This is a genomic window from Pseudomonas mendocina (assembly GCF_003008615.1).
Classification (GTDB): domain Bacteria; phylum Pseudomonadota; class Gammaproteobacteria; order Pseudomonadales; family Pseudomonadaceae; genus Aquipseudomonas; species Aquipseudomonas mendocina_C.
Genome location: NZ_CP027657.1, coordinates 203,212 through 225,193, shown reverse-complemented (window position 1 = coordinate 225,193; position 21,982 = coordinate 203,212). Strand labels below are relative to the sequence as shown.

Below are 21,982 nucleotides of genomic sequence, written 5' to 3'. Positions count from 1 at the left end.
TGGGTCAACCCGGCTGAGCGCATGGGTCATTGAGCAGGGCGAGGCGGCGCACCTAACCTTCGTGCAATAACAAGCAGCGGAGGAACCGCACCATGCAGCGCAACCATTTCGATACCGAGCACAACCTGTTTCGCGACGCGTTCGCCGCCTTCCTGAGCAAGGAGGTAGTACCGCATCAGGAGGCCTGGGAGGAAGCGGGCGTGGTGGATCGCAGCGTCTGGCGCAAGGCTGGCGAGATGGGTTTCCTGCTGCCCTGGGCGGATGAGGAGTACGGCGGCGCCGGGCTCAAGGACTTTCGCTACGAACAGATCATGTGCGAGGAGCTGGCGCGCATCAACGAGCCGGGATTCATGCTGCCGCTGCACTCGGCGCTGTGCGGCCCTTATATCGCCGAGTACGGCAATGCCGAGCAGAAGGCGCGTTTCATGCCGGGCATCATCAGCGGCGAGACCATCCTCGCCGTGGCCATGACCGAGCCTTCGGCTGGCTCCGACCTGGCCGGCATGCGCACCACCGCCGTGGACAAGGGTGATCACTGGCTGCTCAACGGCTCCAAGGTATTCATCTCCAACGGCTACCTGGCCGATGTGGTGATCGTCGCGGCCAAGACCGACCCGGCCAACAAGCACGCCATGGGCCTGTTCCTGGTGGAGCGTGATATGCCCGGCTTCGAGCGCGGCAAGAAACTGAAGAAGCTCGGCATGCACAGCCAGGACACCGCCGAGCTGTTCTTCAATGACGTCAGGGTGCCCAAGGAAAACCTGCTGGGCGATGCCAAGGGCGGTTTCTTCTACCTGATGAACATGCTCGCCCAGGAGCGCCTGACCAACGCCTGTGGTGCGGTGGCCGGGGCAGAGGCCGCGTTGCAGACCACCATCGAGTACGTGAAGGAGCGCCAGGCGTTTGGCCGTCCGGTATCGCACTTCCAGAACACCCGCTTCAAGCTGGCGGAAATGCGTACGCAGGTCGACGTGGCGCAGGTGTTCACCGACCGCTGCGTGATGGATCACAACCAGAAGAAGCTCACGCCAGAGGTGGCCGCCGAGGCCAAGCTGTTCACCACCGAACTGCTCGGCAAGGTGGTGGATGAGGGCGTTCAGCTACACGGCGGCTGGGGCTACATGTGGGAATACCCGATCTGCAAGATGTACGCGAACGCGCGCATCCAGCGCATCTTTGCCGGTACTTCGGAAATCATGAAGGAGATCATCAGCCGAGGGATGAAGCTGTAGGATCGTGCAGGCTTCATCCGTAGGGCGGGTTGCACCCGCCCTACGGGCAGCTACCTATAACAAAAACCAAGGTCAGCGCGATGAGTCAATCCCTGCAACTGCCTCTCGAACGTTTCAACCATTGGCTGGATCGGCAGCCCGATGCCATCTGGCTGCGCCAGCCTGTAGAGGGCGTCTGGTATGACTACAGCTGGCGTCAGGTCGATGACCAGGCGCGTCGGCTGGCCAGCGCGTTACTGGCGCTGGGCTGCGTGCCGGGTGAGCGCGTGGCCCTGTTGGCGAAGAACTGTGCCGAATGGTTCATCAGTGACCTGGCGATCCAGCATGCCGGGTTGATCAGCGTGCCGCTGTATCCGCTGCAGGCGCCGGAGCAGATCGCCTACGTGCTGGAGCACGCCGGCTGCAAGGTCATACTGGTGGGCAAATTGGACGAGCCGGACAAACTGGCGACCGGTATCGCGCCGCATATCACCCGCATTGCCATGCCGTATCCGACCATGCCTGCCGAGCATCAATGGCAGGCCTTGCTGGAGGCGCATGAGCCGCTGCCCGGTACGCATCTGCAGCATGGCGAGGATCTGCTGTCGATCCTCTATACCTCCGGCACTACGGGGCAGCCCAAGGGCGTCATGCTGTCGGCTCATGCCATGGCCTATTCCGCCGCCAACGCCACGGCGGAGATGAAGATGACGCCGCAGGATCAGTTCTTCTCCTACCTGCCGCTCTCGCATGCCGCCGAGCGCTTTCTAGTGGAGTTCAACAGCCTCTATTGCGGTGCGTCGGTGGCTTTCGTCGAGTCGCTGGAGACGTTCGCCAGCGACTTGCGCCAGGTTCGTCCGACCGTCTTCTTCTCCGTGCCGCGGCTGTGGACGCGCTTCCAGCAGGGCGTGCTGGAAAAACTGCCGGCGCAAAAGCTCGAGCGTTTGCTGCGCATTCCGTTGCTGGGGCGTCTGGTGGCACGCAAGGTGCGCGCAGGGCTCGGTCTGGATCGAGCGCGCATTCTGGTATCCGGCGCTGCGGCGATTTCCACCGGTTTGCTGGCCTGGTATCAGCGCCTGGGCATGACCATCTGCGAGGGCTACGGCATGACCGAGCACTTCGCCTATGGTTGTTTCAACCGACCAGGGCAGGTGCGCTTCGGCACGGTCGGGCGACCGATGCCGCATTTGCAGCTGCGCCTCGATGACAGTGGGGAAATTCTGCTGCGCAGCGAGACGCTGATGCAGGGTTATTACCGCGAGCCGGAAAAGACCGAGGAAACCCTCAAGGATGGCTGGCTGCACACCGGCGACCGGGGACAGCTGGATGACGCGGGTTATCTGCGCATTACCGGGCGGGTCAAGGACATCTTCAAGACCAGCAAGGGCAAGTACGTGGCGCCGGCGCCCATCGAAGGCGAAATCGCCAAGAATCACTGGATCGAGCAGGTGTGCCTGATGGGCAGCAACCTGGATCAACCCTTGGCGCTGATCGAACTGTCACCGGCCGCCCGCCAGCAGCAGCGCCAAGCGCTCGATCGATCCCTGGCGGAGCATCTATCCGTGCTCAACCAGCAGTTGGCCCCGCATGAGCGGATCAGCCATTTCTATCTGGTAAACGAGCCCTGGACGGTGGATAACGGCAGCATGACGCCGACCATGAAGATTCGCCGCAATGTTCTGGAGGCGCGCTATGCCGAGGTCGTCGCCAGGTTACCCGGCGATGAAGTCATCGTCTGGGAAGACTGATCTGCAGGGCGGGGGAAATCCGCCACTGAACCATTGGGCGGCTCGCGCCGCATCGTCAGAATTGGAGTCACCATGTCCGGCCCGCTGTCATCGTTGAAAGTTCTCGATTTCTCCACCTTGCTGCCGGGGCCGTTCGCGTCGTTGCTGCTGGCCGACATGGGCGCCGAGGTGTTGCGGGTGGAGTCGCCCACGCGCATGGATCTGGTGCGCGTGCTGCCACCGCACGAGGGGGGTACGTCCACCAGCCACGCCTACCTCAATCGCAACAAGCGCAGCATTGCCCTCGACCTCAAACGCCCCGAGGCGGTGGAAGTGGTCAAGCAACTGGTGAGCGAATACGACATCGTGCTGGAGCAGTTCCGCCCAGGCGTGATGGACAAGCTGGGCGTCGGCTATGAGGCGCTCAAGGCGATCAATCCGCGGCTGATCTACGTCTCGATCACCGGTTACGGCCAGAGTGGGCCTTATCGCGACCGTGCCGGGCATGACATCAACTACCTGGCGTTGGCCGGCATCGCCAGCTACACCGGCCGCCGCGACAGCGGTCCGCTACCGCTGGGGGTGCAACTGGCCGACCTGGCCGGTGGCTCGTTGCACGGCGTGATCGGCCTGCTTGCTGCCGTGGTGCAGCGCCAGGTGACTGGCCTGGGCCAGCAGGTCGATGTGAGCATGACCGACTGCGCATTCAGCCTGCATGGCATGGCCGGGGCTGGCTTCCTTGGGGCCGGAGTACAGCCTGAGATGGAAAACCAGGCGCTCAATGGGGGCAGCTTCTACGACTACTACCGCACCCGCGACGGCCGCTGGTTTTCCGTTGGCAGTCTGGAGCCGCAGTTCATGCAGCAGTTCTGCGCCGCCATCGGCCGGCCGGAGCTGGCCGCACGTGGCTTGTCGCAGAAGCCCGAGGATCAGCAAGCGCTCAAGCGCGAGATCGAGATCGAGTTCGAGAAACGCGATTTTGCCGAATGGAGCCAGGTGTTCGCCGGGCTGGATGCCTGTGTCGAACCCATGCTGCCACTGGCCGAGGCGGTCGAGCACCCGCAGATCAAGGCGCGTGGCCTGGTGGTGGAGGTGCCTCGCGAAGGATTGCCGGCGCAGTCGCAACTGGCCTGCCCGCTGAAATTCTCCGAAGGTTTGCCACCGCCCAGGCATGTGGGGACGGCAGTCGGCGCACACACCGAGCAGGTGCTGCTGGAGTTGGGTTATGACGCCGAACAGATCGCGGCGTTGAGGGCAGCCAGGGCACTGGGGTGAGTCGAACGGTGCAGCGCGTGGCGATTGTCGGTGCGCGCGGCGCACCCTACGGGATTTCGATACTGGTGTAGGGTGCGCTGTGCGCACCAATGCCTTATGGAGGGCCTGCGGTCATTCCTGGCGGTGTTCACCGGTAAAGTGCAGCGTCACCTTGCAGCGTCGGCAATAGTAGCGACGCCCCTTGGCCACCAGGGCGTGGCGCTGGGCGGAGAAGGGAAACTCGCCATCGGGGCAACTGCAGCGATAGATGAAGCGGCTGACCTGGCGTCGTTCCACCTCGTAGCTGTGACAACGATGTGGCGGCAGTTCGTACACGCCACGCATGATCAATTGCCACTCTTCGCCATGCGGCTGAATGCGTGGGCCGAACAGTTGGTGGGCGATCATATGTGCCACTTCATGAGGCACCGTCTGACGCAGGAAGTCTTCGTGATTGTCCCGGTACAGCTGCAGGTTGAAGCGCAGCTTGTTTTCCGTCAGGTGCGCGACGCCCGCTTTCTGCCCACGCAACTTGAAGCTGACTTCGGGGCGGGTAAAGCGCTGCTTGAAGAAGGCTTCAGCCTGCTGGTAGCAGGCTTCGACACGGGCGTGAATCTGTTCGGGCATGGTGGGGCGCAGGTGCAGGCTGACGGCGAATTATGCCGCAAGCCGCCAACCAGCGCAGGTATCACTCGTCGCCAGGCGCCTGCATTCGCTCTTCCTGCGTGCCACGACTCTGATCCTGCTGCACGGTGCGCTGATAGTCAGGCTCCAGGGTATACGTCCAGAACAGGATCATGTTGACCAGGATGGTCACGATTACCAGCAGCCCCACGCCAAGCATCGAGGAGGCGTAGAGAAAGCCCTGCTGGTTGTCGATGCGCATGAAGCGCGGCAGCCCGACGTACATCAGGTACGCGGCATGGGCGCAGGCGAGCAGCAGCACGCCGATCGCCAGCCAGCGCGTGGGGTAGAGCGCTGCGATACCGGCCAGAAAAAAGGGCGTGCAGGTGTAGGCGATAAAACCGATGCACTGGTTGAAGGTGGGCCTGGCTTCGAAGGTGCGCGACATGTAGCGCAGGAAGTAGCCCATGATGATCACGCCGATCAGGGTGGCCAGGTAGAGCAGCACACTTAGTTGCAGTGCGCTTATCGCTTCCAGGCGGATGCGCTCCTCGTCGACCAGGCTCCAACCGACCCAGTGAGTGCCGATGAACAGGCTGACTGCCGGCAACAGACTCCAGAGCAGCAGGTAGGGCAGGTAGCTGGCGCTGTTGCGTTCCTCGTCCTGGCGAATGGCCGTCCAGGCCTGGTCGGGGCGAGTGAGGACGGTGAGAGGGTTCATGAACATAAGGAGATTCCATCCGTTGACTGCTTCTAAAGTTCGGGCAGTCATAACGCCGGGTGGTTCAACCCAAATCTTTTCCCTGTAATGACAAAGCCGCCCGAAGGCGGCCTGTCGTTCAGTGGGTGTACGTTCGATTCAACTGGTGTAGACCGGGCCGATGCCCATACCCCAGAGAATGACCGAACTGGCGATCATTGCCACCAGCACTACAAGGCCTACTGCAAGCACCGAGCTGGAGAACATGAAGCCCTCGTCTTCGGGGATGTTCATGAACGTCGGTATGCCGACATAGAGCAGGTACACCGTGTAACAGATGGCGACCGTGCCGACGACCATGCCTAGCCACAGGTGTGGGTAGAGCGCCGCGAGGCCGGCGATGAACAGCGGAGTAGCAGTATAGGCCGCGAACACGATGCATTGGGTCAGGCTTGGGTTGGCGTCGTAAGTGCGCGCCATCCAGTGGATGAAGGCGCCCATCACGGCCACGCCGGCAAGCATCGCCAGGTAGGACATGATGGTCATCACCATCGCACTGCCTTCGGTCAGCATCACCGGGGCTCGGTCACCGATGGCCCAGCCTACCTGGGTGGTGCCGATGTAGGCCGAGATTGCGGGAATCGCCGCAAGGATCAGCACATGAGTGAGGTACATGTGGCTGATGGATTCCTCCTCGCCACGGATTTCTTGCCATTCTTGGTCGGGATGGGTGAAGAGCCCCCAAACGTGGTGGATCATGTCAGACACCTCCTTTTTCTTATTACGGCCGCCCCCCAGCGCAAGTCCGGTTCGCATGTAGCGTTACCGGGTGCCAGACCGAATCTGTGCGACCTTATGTCGCAGTATAGGCAGGGGCTGGAGGGCGCGTGGTGTCTGGCTTTAGAGCAAATCGCTCTCTATATGTCAGCTGTAATAGCGCTCAAGAATTTCCATGGCCTTGTTGATCGACTGCAACCGCTCTGTGCTGCCGCCTCGGTCCGGATGATGCTGGCTGACCAGTTGCCGATAGCGGTGCTTGATACGCGTCATATCCAGTGGTTTTTCGTCGTCCAGTTCGAACAGCCCCAGAGCGGCCTGCTTTTCTTCACCGCCCTGCATGCGCGTCCAGAAGCTGGCCAGCAGGCGTTCGACGTCGCGCTCATCGGTGTCGCGCAGGTTGTCGAGGTTCAGATAGTAGTCACGTAGCGCGTCACGTTCGCTCAGGGCTGCACTTGCGGCCTGGTAGGGCAGAAGCTGGATGCACAGCGGGCTGATTTGCAGCAGATGGGTTTGCCGCTGCCAGAGCGTATCGCGCAGACGATAGAGGGCGTTGAACAGGAGAAAATGGGTGCGAAACAGCACCAGCCTGTCGGTCAGTGGCAGGTTGGGCAGGTGGCCGCTGTGGCGGGCCTTGAGTTGCTGGATCAGGGCATATTCAGCCAGTCCGTTGGGCGCTGCTTGCAGCACCTGCAGCACCTGATCGGCAAGATCCTGGCTGGGGTCGAGGTCGTCGTTCATCGGCCGAGCCTAGCATTTCGTTGCGGGTGGGGTAGGGCGCAGGCGCCATTGTGCGTAAAATGTCGCGCTTTCGTTCTCACCCCCTCGGATCTCGACGCACCATGGGCACCCTCTCGGTCAACCAGAACAAACTGCAGAAGCGCATTCGCCGCCTGGCCGGCGAAGCCATCACCGACTTCAACATGATCGAGGATGGCGACAAGGTGATGGTCTGCCTGTCCGGCGGCAAGGACAGCTACACCATGCTCGACGTGTTGCTGTATCTGCAGAAAGTGGCGCCGATCAAGTTCGAGATCGTCGCGGTGAACATGGATCAGAAGCAGCCCGGCTTCCCCGAGCACGTGCTGCCGGCCTACCTGGAATCGATCGGTGTGCAGTACCACATCATCGAGAAGGACACCTACTCGGTGGTCAAGGAGAAGATCCCCGAGGGCAAGACCACCTGCTCGCTGTGCTCGCGCCTGCGTCGCGGCACCCTGTACACCTACGCCGACGAGATCGGCGCGACCAAGATGGCGCTGGGGCACCACCGCGACGACATTCTGGAAACCTTCTTCCTCAACATGTTCTACGGCGGCACGCTCAAGGCCATGCCGCCCAAGCTCTTGTCCGACGATGGCCGCAACGTGGTGATCCGCCCGCTGGCCTACTGCGCCGAGGCCGATATCGAGGCCTACAGCCAGCTCAAGGAATTCCCCATCATCCCGTGCAACCTCTGCGGCTCGCAGGAGAACCTGCAGCGCCAGGTGGTCAAGGAAATGCTGCAGGACTGGGAGCGCAAGAGCCCGGGCCGCGTCGAGATCATGTTCCGCGCCCTGCAGAACGTGCACCCCTCGCAACTGGCCGACCGCAACCTGTTCGACTTCAAGAGCCTGAAGATCGACGACAGCGCCACGCCGCGCTTTCTCGATGTGATGAGCCTGTAAGGCATCGCGGCTGAAGCCGCTCCCACGGTTTGTCTTGCGTGTGGGAGGGGCTTTAGCCGCGACGCTTGCCAGGCGATAAAAGCCTGGAGTATGGTTCGGCCATCGCTTTGGAGAATTCCATGTCCGCCAGCCTCAACCTCCTGTCCATGCTGCAAGCCGGTGCCTCGCGCGCTGCGTTGGCGTGTGCGCAGTCGGTCGCGGCTGCGGCGTATTACTTCTTTGGGTATTGGTTTAGCCACAGGCGCGCCTGATACCCCACAGGCGGCCTGAGAAACCAGGGTCGCCACCAGAGACGTTTTCCACAAAACCCCCGGTCGGCAACCTGATCGGGGGTTTTGTTTTTTCCGGCCGAAAACGGCCACAGATCGAGGACTCACAGATGAACCGTTATTACCGTAACTACCGCAACGACTGGCGATTTAGCAGCGTCACCACCGCCCTGATACCCCTCGAACGAACAACTCGATAGCGCCGCCGCGGCATCGACCGCGCCGGCCAAGGAACCGCCAGATCATGAACAGCTCCGCTCAACTCGCTTCCACCGTCACCACCATCGCCCGCCGCAGCGCCCAGCCGCTGCCCAGCCCCGCCGTATTGCGCCAGCGCCTGCCATTGTCCGTCGCACTTGCCGAGCGTATCGCCGCTGACCGCGACGCCATCCGCGCCGTGCTCGATGGCACCGATCCGCGCCTGCTGGTAGTCGTCGGCCCCTGTTCCCTGCATGACCGCAGCAGCGCCCTCGAATACGCCGAACGCCTGGCCGAACTGGCACCGCAGGTCGATGACCAACTGCTGCTGGTGATGCGCGCCTATGTGGAAAAACCGCGCACTACCGTGGGCTGGAAGGGACTACTGTACGACCCGCATCTGGATGGCAGTGGCGACATGGCCGAAGGCCTGCGCCAGTCGCGGCAGTTGATGCTGGATATCCTCGAACGTGGTTTGCCGCTGGCCACCGAGCTGCTGCAACCGATGGCGGCCGGTTACTTCGACGACCTGCTCGGCTGGGCAGCGATTGGCGCACGCACCAGCGAGTCGCAGGTGCATCGCGAGATGGTCAGTGGCCTGGATCTGCCGGTCGGTTTCAAGAACGGTACTGACGGTAGCGTCGGCATTGCCTGTGACGCCATGCGCTCGGCGGCGCATCCGCACCAGCACTTCGGCATCGACGATCTCGGTCACCCCGCGCTGCTGCACACTGCCGGCAACCCAGACACCCACCTGGTGCTGCGTGGCGGCCACGGCGCGCCGAATCATGATGCCGCCAGCGTCGCCGCCGCGCGCGATGCCCTGCAGCGCCAGGGTATTGCGCCGCGCATCATGGTCGACTGCAGCCACGCCAACAGCGGCAAGGATCCGCTGCGCCAGCCGGCCGTACTCGACAGCGTGATCGACCAGCGCCTGGCCGGTGATGCCAGCCTGCGCGGGGTAATGCTGGAGAGCCATCTGTTCGACGGCTGCCAGGCGCTGTCCGGCGAGCTGCACTACGGCGTATCGATCACCGACGGCTGTCTGGGCTGGAACGGTACCGAGGCTACGTTGCGTCAGGCAGCGGCACGTTTGCGCGGGTAGGGCGGGTGCAACCCGCCGGTTCGAGATTGGCGGGTTTCACCCGCCCTACGGTTTTACAGGGCTTGCGGTGTTCGGCTTACTGCATGCAGGCTTCGTCATCCGTCTCATGAAGGGTTCGATTCATGCGTGATTACAAGTGGCTGCACGAGTTCTGCCTCAACCGTTTCGGCTCGGCGAAGGCACTCGAGGCCATGCTGCCGCAGCCGCGCAGCGACGCCGAGTTGCGTGCGCTGAGCGATGACCGCTACCTGTCGCTGATCAGCCTGCGCATCTTCCGCGCAGGCCTCAAACACAGCCTGGTGGATGCCAAATGGCCGGCGTTCGAGGAGGTCTTCTTCGGCTTCGATCCGGAGAAGGTGGTGCTGATGGGCGCCGAGCGTCTGGAGAACCTGATGCAGGATGCGCGGCTGATCCGCCATCTGGGCAAGCTCAAGAGCGTGCCACGCAATGCCCAGTTCATTCTCGACGTGCGCCGCGAGAAGGGGAGTTTCGGTGCGCTGATCGCCGACTGGCCGGTAACCGATATCGTCGGGCTGTGGAAATACCTGGCCAAGCACGGCAGCCAGCTAGGTGGATTGTCTGCACCGCGCTTTCTGCGCATGGTGGGTAAGGATACTTTCATCCCGACCGACGATATGGTCGCGGCGTTGAAGGCGCAGGGCGTGATCGACAAGGCGCCGACCAGTCAGAAGGATCTGGCTGCGGTGCAGGCTGCTTTCAACCAGTGGCACGCCGAAAGCGGCCGACCACTGTGCCAGCTATCGGTGATGCTGGCGCACACGGTCAATCACTGAGTGAGTCCTGCAAGGCCTCCAGCCATTCCTTGGGCACGTCGCGCTTCATCGCCAACTGGCATTGCTGGCTGTCCGGGTCGAAGACGATCACCGCTTCACTCTTGTCCAGGGCTCGGCGTACCCGTTGTACACGGGTTTCCAGCGGGGTTTCGTCACCGTTGTCGGTACCGTCGCGGGTGACGAAGTCTTCGATCAGCGCGGTGAGCGTTTCGGCTTGCAGCAGGTGAGCGGGGATCAGCACGGTAGGTAGGCTCCAGTTGGCGCTGTCTATGATAGAGCTGTCGCCGACTCCCCGCGACAGCGCCTGCTGGGCATCTCTAAAAACTACCTGCGTTGTCATCGCTGCGTTAAAAACAGGCTCAAAATGCTCATTTACAGCTCGTAAAGTCGAGTGCGACTCCGAGCGTTTTTCGCCTGTTTTTGCGGGGCCGCCATCGGTATTGCGCTGACTGCCTCGCCTACGTTTTTAGAGGTGCCCTGCAGTCAGGAACCGGACATTTTCAGGTAACGTTCCAGCGTGCTGTAGAGCAGTGTGCTGTCCAGCGGCTTGCCGAGGAAATCGTCCATGCCGGCGTCCAGGCCGTGCTGGCGGTGTTCGTCGAGGATGTGTGCGGTCAGGGCGATGATGGGCACCGCGCCGAGCTGCCTGTCGTGCTCCAGGCGGCGAATCTGCCGGGTAGCTTCGAAGCCGTCCATCACCGGCATCTCGCAATCCATCAGGATCAGGTGCACGGCGCCCGGGGCGCGGCTGTATTCGTCGAGAGCGGCCTGGCCGTTGGTCACCAGGCGCACGTTGTAACCGCGTTTCTTCAGAAAACCCTGAACCACCAGCTGGTTCACCGGGTTGTCCTCGGCGACCAGGATGCAGGGGGCGTCGCCATTGTCGCTGCGTATCTCTCTGACCAACTGATGTACCTGTGCTTTGGGTTTTTCGTAGAGTCCGCGCAAGGCCTGACGCAGGGCAGTGATCGCCATCGGTTGGGCCAGGTGTTGCAGGCGCAGTCCCTGGCTCGCCGGCAATTGCTGGCAGGCCTCGGGTGGGCAGACCAGCAGTACGCGCTGCTGTATCTGCAGCATGGGTCTGAGCGAGTCGAGCCAGTGATTGACGCTGCCGGGCCAGGGTGCCATCAGCACCAGCAGCGGCGGTGCGTCGAAGTCTTCCAGATAATCTTGCAGGCGCTCTGGTGTCTGACAGCGTTCGGTGCGCATGCCCCAGCGGCCGAGCAGTCTGCTCAGGGCATCCAGGCCGAGGCCGTCTAGTGAGGCGAGCAGGGCAGTGCGCCCAGCCAGCAGGCGGGTGAGCTCGTCAGGGGCTTCCTGTTCGCTGAGCAGCGGGATGTCGAAGGCGAAGCGAGTACCCTGACCAAGGGTACTCTGGACTTCGATGCGTCCACCCATCATTTCCACCAGCTCCTTGCTGATGGCCAGGCCCAGGCCGCTGCCGCCATAACGGCGGGTGGTGCTGGAGTCACCCTGGGCGAAGGATTCGAACAGCTGCGCCAGGGCCTGCTCGCTGATGCCGATGCCGCTGTCACTGACGGCGAAGATCAGGTGCGGATGACCGTGGCTATCGCTGCGGCGGCTGACGCTGATCGCCACATGACCTTCTGCGGTGAATTTCAGGGCGTTGCTGAGCAGGTTCATCAAGATCTGCTTGAGTCGCGTCGGGTCGCCCTGGATGCGCCGTGGTACGCCGTTTTCGAGGCTGACGTAGAGGCGCAGGCGCTTGTCCAGGGCTTGCCCGGTGAACAGGCTGAGGGTCTCGGAAATCAGGTCTTCGAGATCGAATTCGATCTGCTCCAGGCTGAGCTTGCCGGATTCGATGCGGGCGTAGTCGAGGATGTCGTTGATCACTGCCATCAGCGAACTGCCGGAGCTGGAGATGGTATCGACGTAGAAACGCTGGCTACGATCCAGCGGCGTTTCACGGAGCAACTGCAACATGCCCAGCACACCATTGAGTGGCGTGCGAATCTCGTGGCTCATCTTGGCCAGGAAGCGGCTCTTGGCCTGGCTCTCGAATTCGGCCTGTTCCGCCGCGCGGCGTGAGCGGAAGCCTTCTTCCTTGAGCAGGTTGATGCGATCAGCAAGACCGATGGACAGGGTGATCAGCTCGATGGTCACGCCGATCTTCACCGCCGTGGCACCGAACACGCCGAACACCTCGAGCCCCAGCGAGCCGGTGGTGGCCTGGATGAAGGCGAACAGCAGGATGGCCCAGGCCAGGGTGTAGTAAGAGCCGTAGCGAACACCACGGCGCCAGACGTAGATGCCGGTGAGCAGCAGTACCAGCGACACCAGGGACACCGTGACGCTGGCCAGGATGTTCCAGGCGGCGAAGCCCACCAGCGGCACCGACAGCAGGCAGCCTACGCAGATGAGCATCATCAGACGCAGGCCAGTGTCCAGTTTCGGGAAGTACTGGCGGGCGTGGAGAAAGTGACGGCTGAACTGGATGGCAGTGAGGCAGTGCACAAACATCAGGATGTAGATGCTGACCGACTGGAAGGCCACGTGCTCGGGCAGCAGCTTGAACAACATGCCGTCGAAGCAGGCGGCCAGCAGGCCGACGTTGAGGTTGTAGGCCAGGTACCAGAGGTAGGCCGACTCACGTAGCGACAGATAGAGGAACAGGTTGTAGCAGAACATCGCGAACAGCACGCCGTAGAACGCGCCGTTGAAACCCATCAGGTTTTCCTGTGCCGCCGCGCTGGCGCCGTAGGTGGCGAAGAACAGCGGTACGAACACCGTGCTGGTGGTATCCACGCGGATCAGCAGAGTGCTGACGCCCGGCTCCAGCTGCATGGGAAACCAGAAGTTGCGCACCTGCACCGGACGCTGCGAGAAGGCAAAGCGGTCGCCGCTCTCCTGTTCCAGGCGACTGCCGTCGGGGCCGACGAGATACACCTGCAGATGATCGAGCAGCGGATAGTTGACTTCCAAGTAGCCGCCCAGCGAGTGCTCCAGGCCATTGCGCAGGCGTATCTTGAACCACCACACCGAGTCGTTCTTGCCCAGGTTCGCGTGCTCGCTGCGCAGGCCTTTGAAGGCATCGTCGTCCAGCGCCTGGATCTGTTCGAGGCTCAGGGTGCCGTCTACGTCTTCGTAATAGCTGGTGTAGGTGCCTAGAGAAATACGTATGTCGTCGCTGTCCAGCGGCGCAGGCGTAAGGGCCCAACTGGGGCAGGCAAGCCATAACAACAGCAAGGCCAGGCAAAGACGAGGCATCCGTGAACCTCAGTGGGCCATGACAAATGGCCGGGAGTCATTTTTAACGTCGCGGGGCGACGTCCCTAAGGGTAGCCGGCAGAGATAGCAGGCCATAAAAAGGGGAGCTGATGCTCCCCTGTCGTCCTTTGTGTCACTTTGCCTTTATGTGCCGAAGCCTTCAAGCATCCCGATCATGTTGGCCGACCAGGCTGTCCACCGGAGGAACACGGGTATCGCTTTCCATCTGTGCGTCGTGCTCCAGCTGGTGACTGAAACGCTCCAGTGAACCCTGGGCTGGCTGCGCATCACTGGCGAATACCGGTGGGCTCATCATGTACGCCGTGAGCAGGCGGCTGAGGGCCTTGAGACTGTCGATATGGGTGCGTTCGTAGCCATGAGTGGCATCGCAGCCGAAGGCCAGCAGCGCAGTGCGGATATCGTGGCCGGCGGCCACCGCCGACTGTGCATCGCTGTGGTAATAGCGGAACAGATCGCGGCGTACCGGTACCTCCTGTTCCGCGGCCAGGCGCAGCAATTGGCGTGACAGGTGATAGTCGTAGGGGCCGCCGGAGTCCTGCATGGCGACGCTGACGGCGTGCTCGCTGGACTGCTGGCCTGGTGCGACCGGCGCGATGTCGATGCCGACGAACTCGCTGACGTCCCAGGGCAGGGCGGCAGCGGCACCGGAGCCGACCTCCTCGGTGATGGTGAACAGCGGGTGGCAGTCGATCATCGGCTGCAGACCGTGATCGCGAATTGCCTTGAGCGAGGCCAGCAAAGCAGCTGCGCCGGCCTTGTCGTCAAGGTGACGGGCACTGATATGACCGCTTTCGGAAAACTCCGGCAGCGGGTCGAAGGCGACGAAGTCACCCACGGCAATGCCCAGTGAATCGCAATCGGCGCGCGTGGCGCAGTAGGCGTCCAGGCGCAGTTCGACGTGATCCCAGCTTACCGGCATGGTATCGACGGCGGTATTGAAGGCATGCCCCGAGGCCATCAGCGGCAGCACGCTACCGCGAATCACGCCGTTGTCGGTGAACAGGCTGACACGGCTGCCTTCGGCGAAGCGGCTTGACCAGCAGCCGACCGGGGCCAGCCCCAGGCGGCCGTTGTCCTTGATTTCGCGAACGATGGCGCCAATGGTGTCCAGGTGTACGGAAACGGCGCGGTCGAAACGCTCGTACTCGCTCTGACGCCCACGCAGGGTAGCGCGGATGGTGCCCCGGCGGGTCAGCTCGAAGGGAATCTCCAGCTCTTCGAGACGCTCGGCGACATAGCGCACGATGGTGTCGGTGAAACCGGTGGGGCTGGGGATGGCGAGCATCTCCAGCAGCACCTTCTGCATGTAGTCGAGGTCGGGTTCGGGGAATTGTTGCATGCAAGCTCCTCGGCGTTCAGGTGTCCCCTCTCCCTGTTCGAGAGAGGGCCGGGGGAGAGTGTTCAGCTCGGTACCTGGCTGAGCGGAAACAGCAGGTCGACGAAACGTTCGGCGGTCGGCTGCGGCTCGTGGTTGGCCAGGCCGGCACGCTCGTTGGCTTCGATGAATACGTATTCTGGTTGATCGGCGGCCGGCACCAGCAGGTCGAGGCCGACCACGGGAATCTCCAGCGCGCGCGCGGCCTTGATGGCGGCATCGCGCAGCGTCGGGTGGAGGATCGCCGTGACGTCCTCCAAGGTGCCACCGGTGTGCAGGTTGGCGGTCTTGCGTACGGCCAGGCGCTGGCCGGCAGGCAGCACGCTGTCGTAGTCGAGGCCGGCACCGTGCAGGGTGCGCAGGGTTTCTGCATCTTTGGGAATACGGCTCTCGCCACCGGTGGCAGCCTGGCGCCGGCGGCTCTGTGCATCGATCAGTTTGCCGATGCTGTGGCGGCCATCGCCGATGATCTCGGCCGGGCGACGGATGGCGGCGGCCACCACTTCATAGCCGATCACCAGCACGCGCAGGTCATGGCCTTCGTGGTAGCTCTCCAGCAGTACGCGCTGATCGAACACACGGGCGCGCTCGATGGCTTCCTGTACTTCGCCCGGCGTGCGCAGGTCGACCGCCACGCCTTGGCCCTGTTCGCCGTCGACGGGCTTGACCACCACCGAATCGTGCTCGGCGAGGAAGGTAGCGTTGTCTTCGGCGCTGCCGGCCAGGCATTGCGCCGGCACACTGAGACCAGCGCGCGACAGGGTGCGATGAGTCAGGCGCTTGTCCTGGCATAGGGTCATGCTCACCGCGCTGGTCAGGTCGCACAGCGATTCACGGCAGCGAATGCGTCGGCCGCCCTGGCTGAGGGTGAACAGCCCGGCTTCAGCGTCGTCCACCTGCACCTCGATGCCGCGCCGCAGCGCTTCGTCGACGATGATCCGCGCATAGGGGTTGAGTTCGGCCTGCGGGCCGGGGCCGAGGAACAATGGCTGGTTGATGCCGTTCTTGCGTTTTAGGCTGAAGGTTTGCAACTCGCGGAAACCCAGCTTGGCGTAGAGTTTCTTCGCCTGCTTGTTATCGTGCAGCACCGACAGGTCGAGGTAGCTCAAGCCGCGACTCATGCAGTGTTCGATCAGGTGGCGTACCAGCACTTCGCCGACGCCGGGGCGGCTGCACTGCGGGTCGACCGCCAGGCACCAGAGGCTGCTGCCGTTTTCCGGGTCGCGGAAGGCGCGCTGGTGGTTCAGGCCCATCACGCTGCCGATCACCGCGCCGCTGTCTTCGTCCTCTGCCAACCAGTACGTCGGGCCGCCCTCGTGATAGGGCGTAAGTTTGTCCGGGTCGATCGGCAGCATGCCGCGTGTCTGGTACAAACAATTGATAGCCTGCCAGTCCGCCTCGTTCTGTGCACGGCGAATGCGGAAGCCGCGGAAGCTGCGGCGTGCCGGTCGGTAGTCGGTGAACCACAGACGCAGGGTGTCGGAGGGGTCGAGGAACAGTTGCTGCGGGGCGTGCGCCAGTACCTGGTGCGGGGCGGCGACGTACAGGGCGATGTCGCGTTCACCCGGTTGCTCGCCGAGCAGTGCTTCGGCCAGATCGCTGGCATCCGGATAGGTATGGCCGATCAGCAGGCGACCCCAACCGCAATGGATGGCTTGTGGTTGGCTGGGCTGGCTGGTGTGATCTTCGGCCAGGCGCGCCTGTAGACGCTCGTAGGAGGGTGTCTGGCCGCGCAGCAGGCGCTGATTGAAGGCAGTGGAGCGCATGAATAGTAGTCCCTGTCCGTTATCACTACGTCCGGTCTGAGCCGAATCGTCATTGAGTCGCGACAAACTCCGGTCTAACCGGACGACGACCTTGATCCTGCAAGAGCGGCCCGTGGGCCGCTCTGTGTGACTTACAGGCCCTGTTCGCTCAACCACAGGTTGAGCGCCGCGAGTTGCCACAGTTTGGAGCCGCGTAACGGCGTCAACTGGCTCTGCGGGTTGGTCAGCAGCTGATCGAGCATGGTCGGGTTGAACAGGCCGCGATCCTGGCTCGGGTCGAGCAGCAGGTCGCGTACCCAGCCCAGGGTGGCGCCCTCCAGGTGCTTGAGGCCAGGCACCGGGAAATAACCCTTGGGACGGTCGATCACCTCGCTGGGGATGACCTTGCGCGCCGCTTCCTTGAGCACATGCTTGCCGCCGTCGGGCAGCTTGAACTGCGCCGGAATACGTGCCGACAGTTCCGCCACGCGGTAGTCGAGGAACGGCGTGCGCGCCTCCAGGCCCCAGGCCATGGTCATGTTGTCCACGCGCTTGACCGGGTCGTCGACCAGCATCACCGTGCTGTCCAGGCGCAGCGCCTTGTCCACGGCAGCCTCTGCGCCAGGCATGGCGAAGTGTTCGCGAACGAACTCTCCGGCCATGTCACCGGTCAGCCAGGCAGGCTGCACGCAGGCTGCGTATTCGTCATGCTCGCGGTCGAAGAAGGCGGCGCGGTAGGCGGCGAAGGCATCCTTGGCGCCATCGACCTGCGGATACCAGTGGTAGCCGGCGAACAGTTCGTCGGCGCCCTGACCGCTCTGTACCACCTTGCAGTGCTTGGCCACTTCACGCGAGAGCAGGTAGAAGGCGATGCAGTCGTGGCTGACCATCGGCTCGCTCATGGCGCGGAAGGCCTGTGGCAACTGATCGAGAATCTCGTGTTCGCCGATGCGCAACTGGTGGTGGCGGGTGGCGAAGCGCTGGGCGATCAGATCCGAATACTGGAATTCGTCACCACGCTCGCCACCGGCATCCTGGAAGCCGATGGAGAAGGTCAGCAGATTGTCCACGCCGGCTTCGCGCAGCAGGCCGACCAGCATGCTCGAGTCGACGCCGCCGGAGAGCAGTACGCCGACATCCACGGCGGCGCGCTGACGGATCGCCACCGCTTCGCGCATGGTGTTCAGCACCTGCTCGCGCCATTCTTCCAGGCCGTAGCCGGCTTCCTCGCCTTGCGGGCCGAATTGCAGCGACCACCAGGTTTTCTGCTGAACCTTGCCGTCGGCATCGATACGCATCCAGGTGGCTGGCGGCAGCTTCTCTACGCCGGCCAGGATGGTGCGCGGTGCCGGTACCACTGCGTGGAAGTTCAGGTAGTGGTTGAGCGCGACGGCGTCCAGCGTCTTGGCGATGTCGCCGCCTTGCAGCAGGGCTGGCAGCGACGAGGCAAAGCGAAGGCGTTCGCCGGTACGCGACAGATAAAGCGGTTTGACGCCGAGACGGTCGCGGGCGATGAACAGGTTTTGCTTGTCGCGTTCCCAGACGGCGAAGGCGAACATGCCGTTTAGCCTGGGCAGCAGCGCCTCGCCCCAGGCGTGGTAGCCCTTGAGCAGCACTTCGGTGTCGCCACCAGAGAAGAACCGGTAGCCCAGGGCTTCCAGTTCGGCGCGCAATTCGGGGTAGTTGTAGATGGCGCCGTTGAACACCATCGAGAGGCCGAGATCGCTGTCGATCATTGGCTGGCCCGAGGCTTCGGCCAGATCCATGATCTTCAGGCGGCGATGGCCCAGGGCGATGGGGCCTTGGCTGTGGAAGCCGTGGGCGTCGGGGCCGCGAGGGGCCAGGTGGTGGGTGATGCGCTCGACTGCCGCCAGATCCGCGGGGCGTCGATCAAAACGTAGTTCTCCAGCTATTCCGCACATATTTCCTTACCGGTATTGCCGTTGGGGAGAGTGGTTCGGGCAGGCCGAACCTTTTACACCAAAACAAGAAAATGCTTTCATGTCAAAGTTTTGGGTAGTGTGTATTGGTGCTTATGGTCGATAAAAAAGTTCCTTCTGAAATGGATTTGTCATCTGTCATGGCGTTTGAAATGCCACTTTTTCAGGCCCTGCGGCGCCTGCAGCAGGCCGGGGAGGTGCACGCCAAGCGCCTGGCCCGTTTCGGTGGCCTGACCCCCATGCAGTTGATGGTGCTGCAGGTGTTGGCCAGCGAGACACGTCTGACTGCCAGCGTGCTCAGCAGTCGGGTCAGCCTGACGGCGGCGACGCTCTCTGGTCTGCTCGATCGCCTGGAGGAGCGCGGCCTGTTGCAGCGTCAGCGCGACGATCAGGATCGCCGTCGCCAGTGGCTGTTGATCAGCGATGCCGGCCGTGAACTGATCCAGCAGGCGCCTTCACTGATGCCGCCGGAGTTCAATCAGCGTTTCGCTGCCCTGACCGAGTGGGAGCGGCACAGCCTCACTGCGGCACTGCTGCGCGCCGCCGAGCTGTGCGGGGAGATGGAATGAAGAGAGCTGTGGAACTCGCCTTTTGCAGAAAAAATTCAAGCAGGGTGTTGACTTAGCATCGCCGCCTGCATAAAGTGCGCGCCTCGCTAAGGCACATGGGTGATTAGCTCAGCCGGGAGAGCATCTGCCTTACAAGCAGAGGGTCGGCGGTTCGATCCCGTCATCACCCACCATAGCCTTAGAGAGAAGGACGAAAGTCCACCGACGCGCAGCGGTAGTTCAGTCGGTTAGAATACCGGCCTGTCACGCCGGGGGTCGCGGGTTCGAGTCCCGTCCGCTGCGCCATTATTTCCCAGATCGACGTTTCGTCGGTTTGAGATGGCAAAGCCCGCAAGGGCGCCATCAGATGCAACAACGCTTCAAGAGTTTTCTGGACGAAAGTCCAACCGACACGCAGCGGTAGTTCAGTCGGTTAGAATACCGGCCTGTCACGCCGGGGGTCGCGGGTTCGAGTCCCGTCCGCTGCGCCATATATGAAACCCGCTGATCGCAAGATCAGCGGGTTTTTTATTGCCTCTCGTGCAGAGTCATCGCCTCAGAAGCGATGAAGTTCTGTGGATCGCAGTCGCGCCAAGTCTGTCGATGCCTTTTCAAGGCTTTTGGCGGAACCTCCGTCCGCTGCGGCAGCAACACAAGTGCTCTGAGGCAGATGGGGGGGGGGAGCTCCGTAATCATCGATTGCAGCAAGACTAGGCTCTGTACGAAAAGTACTGTCGTAGGCACTGCAGCGTGCAAGCCAGAGTGACCATGGCGGCAAAACTTCTTGCCAGCTTGTCGTAGCGAGTGCCAATCCTGCGATTCTCCTTCAGCCGGCCGAACATCCGCTCGATGATGTTCCGTTGCCAGTATTTCGGACGGTCGAACAGTCGAGGCAGTCCCGGCTTGGGCTTGCGCTTCATGGTTCGCTGCGGAATCACAGGCTGCGTCCGGTAACGATCACAGTACTGGCGCAAGTGCTCGGCATCGTAGCCTTTGTCTGCGAGCAACCAGCTGCAGCGCTTGCGAGGTCGACCTTGTTTGCCGGAGATGCGGATCTGATCCAAGAGTGCTTGAGCATTCGAGATGTCGCTGGCCTGACCCGGCGACAGTAAAAAGCGTAGGGGGACGCCATTGGCATCGCAAACCATATGAATCTTGGTAGTTAGGCCACCCCTGCTGCGTCCCAACGCATATCTACCGGCTCTTCTGGCCCCCTTTTTTCCGGCGCCAGAAGAGGCTCGCGTTGCTCGTACCACCGTGGAGTTGATCATCCAGGTATCCAGATCGATCAGCCCTTCCTGATCCAGGCGAATGTGCAAACTCTTAAGCACCTGATCGAACGTGCCGTCGTCTCTCCAATCACGAAAGCGTTGATACACAGTCGACCGTGGGCCGAAGCGTTCCGGCAGATCGCACCAGGCAGCACCAGAGCACAAGATCCAGAAGATGCCGTTGAGCATCAGTCGATCATCACTGCGAGGTCGCCCCATTTTCTGTTCGGGGGAAACCAAATCGGCGATCAACTCACAAGCGGCATCTGGGAGTTCGTAGCGCTTTGCCATGCGGGCTTCCAGCCTGTCATGGCGCCGATTTTAACCGTTCGGACTTTTCGTACAGAACCTAGTAGACCACTACAGATGCCATAACAAATCCGGTCTCGGAAAATCCAGAAAAAGCGGAACTGCAATACAGGGGGATGGAGAACGGTCCGAAGTGCCTCCATTGCAACGACCTGGGCAAGAGGGGGGTGGTTGCTTTTGGCTAGGCAATCTCTAGAATGTGGCCATTAGCCATAGTATTGACTTGGATCGTAGTGTCGGCGCAGGAGCCATAAATGGCAACGAAAACACAAAGCCCAAAGAGTGCTTTATCATCATGCCCATCGCGGATGTTGATGGTTATCCCAAAGGCCATTTTAAGCATGTCTACGAAAATATAATCTATCCATCCTGCGAATTAGCAGGCTACCAAGCTGTCCGCGCCGATGAAGTCAAAGCAACAAACCTCATCCACTTGGATATCCTGAAAAAGCTGATTGATGCCCCAATTGCAATTTGCGACTTAAGTACGCGCAATCCTAACGTGCTTTTTGAGCTCGGTATTCGTCAGGCTTTTGATAAGCCTGTCGTGCTTATTCAGGAGGCGGGAACCCCTAAAATCTTCGATATCGCACCCCTGAGATATTTAGAATACTCAAAGGATATGAAATATCATGAAGTCCTCCGGAGCCAGAACGAGCTAAAAGATGCCATAGAAGCGACCGTTTCTGCGGATGGAGAGGCCGGAAACGTAAACTCTATTGTCAAGCTCCTTGCCTTAAATAATCCAGCCCGAATCCCTGAATTAAAAGGGCAGAAAGAAGAGCTTGCCATGGGTATTCTTCAGGCTGAAATGCGCGAAATGAGAAAACTGATGGAAGTCTCCATGATGGAGCGGCATCGTGGCCCCCGCCGTAGTTCCATCACCGCGATAGAGTATGAGCGTATTTCAAATACCTTGGAAAAACTGCAATCTACCAAGCGGCTGCCCATACCGGAAAGAATGGAGCAGCTTCACACCCTCATGCGTGAAACCGAAGATTTGATGATGCGCTGTGAAGAGAAATCCGACCACATCCATTTCCACCACCTGATGGAACGCATCCATAGGGCGATATCAGAAACCGCCTGAATGTAATACAAGCCCACCAGCAAAACCCGCGCGCACCGTAACCGCAAGATGTGTGTTGTAGTACAACACCCTATCTTGCCAAAGGGGGGGCGTGCCGTCCCCTGCTGGATACTCCCTGCATACGGGCGC

18 protein-coding genes and 3 tRNA genes are annotated in these 21,982 nt (G+C 61.7%); 11 read left to right on the top strand and 10 right to left on the bottom strand.

The window, feature by feature from the left end; genetic code table 11:
* Window positions 1-92 precede the first annotated feature (92 nt).
* The 3 genes from C7A17_RS01120 (at window position 93) to C7A17_RS01110 (ending at window position 4,213) form a co-directional block, all read left to right on the top strand.
* The gene (locus C7A17_RS01120) at window positions 93-1,232 is read left to right on the top strand and encodes an acyl-CoA dehydrogenase family protein (protein ID WP_106736275.1); all 1,140 of its coding nucleotides are present in this window, start codon (window positions 93-95) and stop codon (window positions 1,230-1,232) included.
* An 80-nt stretch (window positions 1,233-1,312) separates the two neighbouring features.
* Window positions 1,313-2,959 carry an AMP-binding protein gene (locus C7A17_RS01115; RefSeq protein WP_106736274.1) on the top strand — a complete coding sequence of 549 codons (1,647 nt, stop codon included), beginning with the start codon at window positions 1,313-1,315 and terminating at the stop codon, window positions 2,957-2,959.
* A 72-nt stretch (window positions 2,960-3,031) separates the two neighbouring features.
* A complete protein-coding gene (locus C7A17_RS01110; protein WP_106736273.1) occupies window positions 3,032-4,213 on the top strand; it encodes a CaiB/BaiF CoA transferase family protein in 1,182 nt (393 codons plus the stop codon).
* A 111-nt stretch (window positions 4,214-4,324) separates the two neighbouring features.
* Here C7A17_RS01110 and C7A17_RS01105 read toward each other — a convergent pair whose 3' ends face one another.
* From C7A17_RS01105 to C7A17_RS01090, 4 genes are all read right to left on the bottom strand, one after another.
* Window positions 4,325-4,819, bottom strand: coding sequence for a SprT family zinc-dependent metalloprotease (locus C7A17_RS01105; RefSeq protein ID WP_106736272.1), 495 nt, complete (start codon window positions 4,817-4,819; stop codon window positions 4,325-4,327).
* Window positions 4,820-4,880: 61 nt separating this feature from the next.
* On the bottom strand, window positions 4,881-5,543 hold the full coding sequence (locus tag C7A17_RS01100) for a Yip1 family protein (protein WP_106736271.1): 663 nt from the start codon (window positions 5,541-5,543) through the stop codon (window positions 4,881-4,883).
* Window positions 5,544-5,675: 132 nt separating this feature from the next.
* Window positions 5,676-6,275 (bottom strand): Yip1 family protein, encoded by a 600-nt coding sequence (locus C7A17_RS01095; protein WP_106736270.1) that lies wholly within the window; start codon window positions 6,273-6,275, stop codon window positions 5,676-5,678.
* Between the two features lie 165 nt (window positions 6,276-6,440).
* Window positions 6,441-7,034, bottom strand: a complete 594-nt coding sequence (locus C7A17_RS01090) for a DNA-J related domain-containing protein (RefSeq protein WP_106736269.1) — start codon at window positions 7,032-7,034, stop codon at window positions 6,441-6,443.
* A 101-nt stretch (window positions 7,035-7,135) separates the two neighbouring features.
* Between C7A17_RS01090 and ttcA the strand changes: the two genes are divergently transcribed.
* From ttcA to C7A17_RS01075, 3 genes are all read left to right on the top strand, one after another.
* Entirely contained in the window at window positions 7,136-7,960 is an 825-nt protein-coding gene (ttcA, locus tag C7A17_RS01085) for a tRNA 2-thiocytidine(32) synthetase TtcA (protein WP_106736268.1), read from the top strand.
* Between the two features lie 513 nt (window positions 7,961-8,473).
* The gene (locus C7A17_RS01080; protein WP_106736267.1) at window positions 8,474-9,532 is read left to right on the top strand and encodes a 3-deoxy-7-phosphoheptulonate synthase; all 1,059 of its coding nucleotides are present in this window, start codon (window positions 8,474-8,476) and stop codon (window positions 9,530-9,532) included.
* A 122-nt stretch (window positions 9,533-9,654) separates the two neighbouring features.
* Window positions 9,655-10,326: a DNA-3-methyladenine glycosylase I gene (locus tag C7A17_RS01075; RefSeq protein WP_106736266.1), complete on the top strand. Its 672-nt coding sequence runs from the start codon at window positions 9,655-9,657 to the stop codon at window positions 10,324-10,326.
* Here C7A17_RS01075 and C7A17_RS01070 read toward each other — a convergent pair.
* From C7A17_RS01070 to C7A17_RS01045, 5 genes are all read right to left on the bottom strand, one after another.
* Complete coding sequence (locus tag C7A17_RS01070) at window positions 10,316-10,567, bottom strand: YheU family protein (RefSeq protein WP_106736265.1); 252 nt, start codon at window positions 10,565-10,567, stop codon at window positions 10,316-10,318. The two genes, C7A17_RS01075 and C7A17_RS01070, sit on opposite strands and share 11 nt — an antisense overlap.
* Window positions 10,568-10,809: 242 nt before the next feature.
* The gene (locus tag C7A17_RS01060; RefSeq protein WP_106736264.1) at window positions 10,810-13,554 is read right to left on the bottom strand and encodes a hybrid sensor histidine kinase/response regulator; all 2,745 of its coding nucleotides are present in this window, start codon (window positions 13,552-13,554) and stop codon (window positions 10,810-10,812) included.
* A gap of 160 nt (window positions 13,555-13,714) precedes the next feature.
* A complete protein-coding gene (locus tag C7A17_RS01055; RefSeq protein WP_106736263.1) occupies window positions 13,715-14,914 on the bottom strand; it encodes an osmoprotectant NAGGN system M42 family peptidase in 1,200 nt (399 codons plus the stop codon).
* Window positions 14,915-14,976: 62 nt separating this feature from the next.
* Complete coding sequence (gene ngg / locus C7A17_RS01050) at window positions 14,977-16,716, bottom strand: N-acetylglutaminylglutamine synthetase (RefSeq protein ID WP_106736262.1); 1,740 nt, start codon at window positions 16,714-16,716, stop codon at window positions 14,977-14,979.
* A 131-nt stretch (window positions 16,717-16,847) separates the two neighbouring features.
* Window positions 16,848-18,617, bottom strand: coding sequence for an N-acetylglutaminylglutamine amidotransferase (locus tag C7A17_RS01045; protein WP_106736261.1), 1,770 nt, complete (start codon window positions 18,615-18,617; stop codon window positions 16,848-16,850).
* 113 nt (window positions 18,618-18,730) lie between these two features.
* Between C7A17_RS01045 and C7A17_RS01040 the strand changes: the two genes are divergently transcribed.
* The 4 genes from C7A17_RS01040 to C7A17_RS01025 all read left to right on the top strand — a co-directional run bounded on the left by C7A17_RS01040 (window position 18,731) and on the right by C7A17_RS01025 (window position 19,674).
* Window positions 18,731-19,204: a MarR family winged helix-turn-helix transcriptional regulator gene (locus C7A17_RS01040; RefSeq protein WP_106736260.1), complete on the top strand. Its 474-nt coding sequence runs from the start codon at window positions 18,731-18,733 to the stop codon at window positions 19,202-19,204.
* 97 nt (window positions 19,205-19,301) lie between these two features.
* Window positions 19,302-19,377: transfer RNA gene (locus C7A17_RS01035), tRNA-Val, on the top strand.
* A gap of 35 nt (window positions 19,378-19,412) precedes the next feature.
* A tRNA-Asp gene (locus C7A17_RS01030) sits at window positions 19,413-19,489 on the top strand.
* Between the two features lie 108 nt (window positions 19,490-19,597).
* Window positions 19,598-19,674: transfer RNA gene (locus tag C7A17_RS01025), tRNA-Asp, on the top strand.
* A gap of 219 nt (window positions 19,675-19,893) precedes the next feature.
* Here C7A17_RS01025 and C7A17_RS01020 read toward each other — a convergent pair.
* Window positions 19,894-20,745, bottom strand: coding sequence for an IS5 family transposase (locus C7A17_RS01020; protein ID WP_106736259.1), 852 nt, complete (start codon window positions 20,743-20,745; stop codon window positions 19,894-19,896).
* Between the two features lie 313 nt (window positions 20,746-21,058).
* On the opposite strand from C7A17_RS01020, the gene C7A17_RS01015 reads away from it, so the two are divergent.
* Window positions 21,059-21,853, top strand: a complete 795-nt coding sequence (locus tag C7A17_RS01015; RefSeq protein WP_106736258.1) for a hypothetical protein — start codon at window positions 21,059-21,061, stop codon at window positions 21,851-21,853.
* Window positions 21,854-21,982 lie beyond the last annotated feature (129 nt).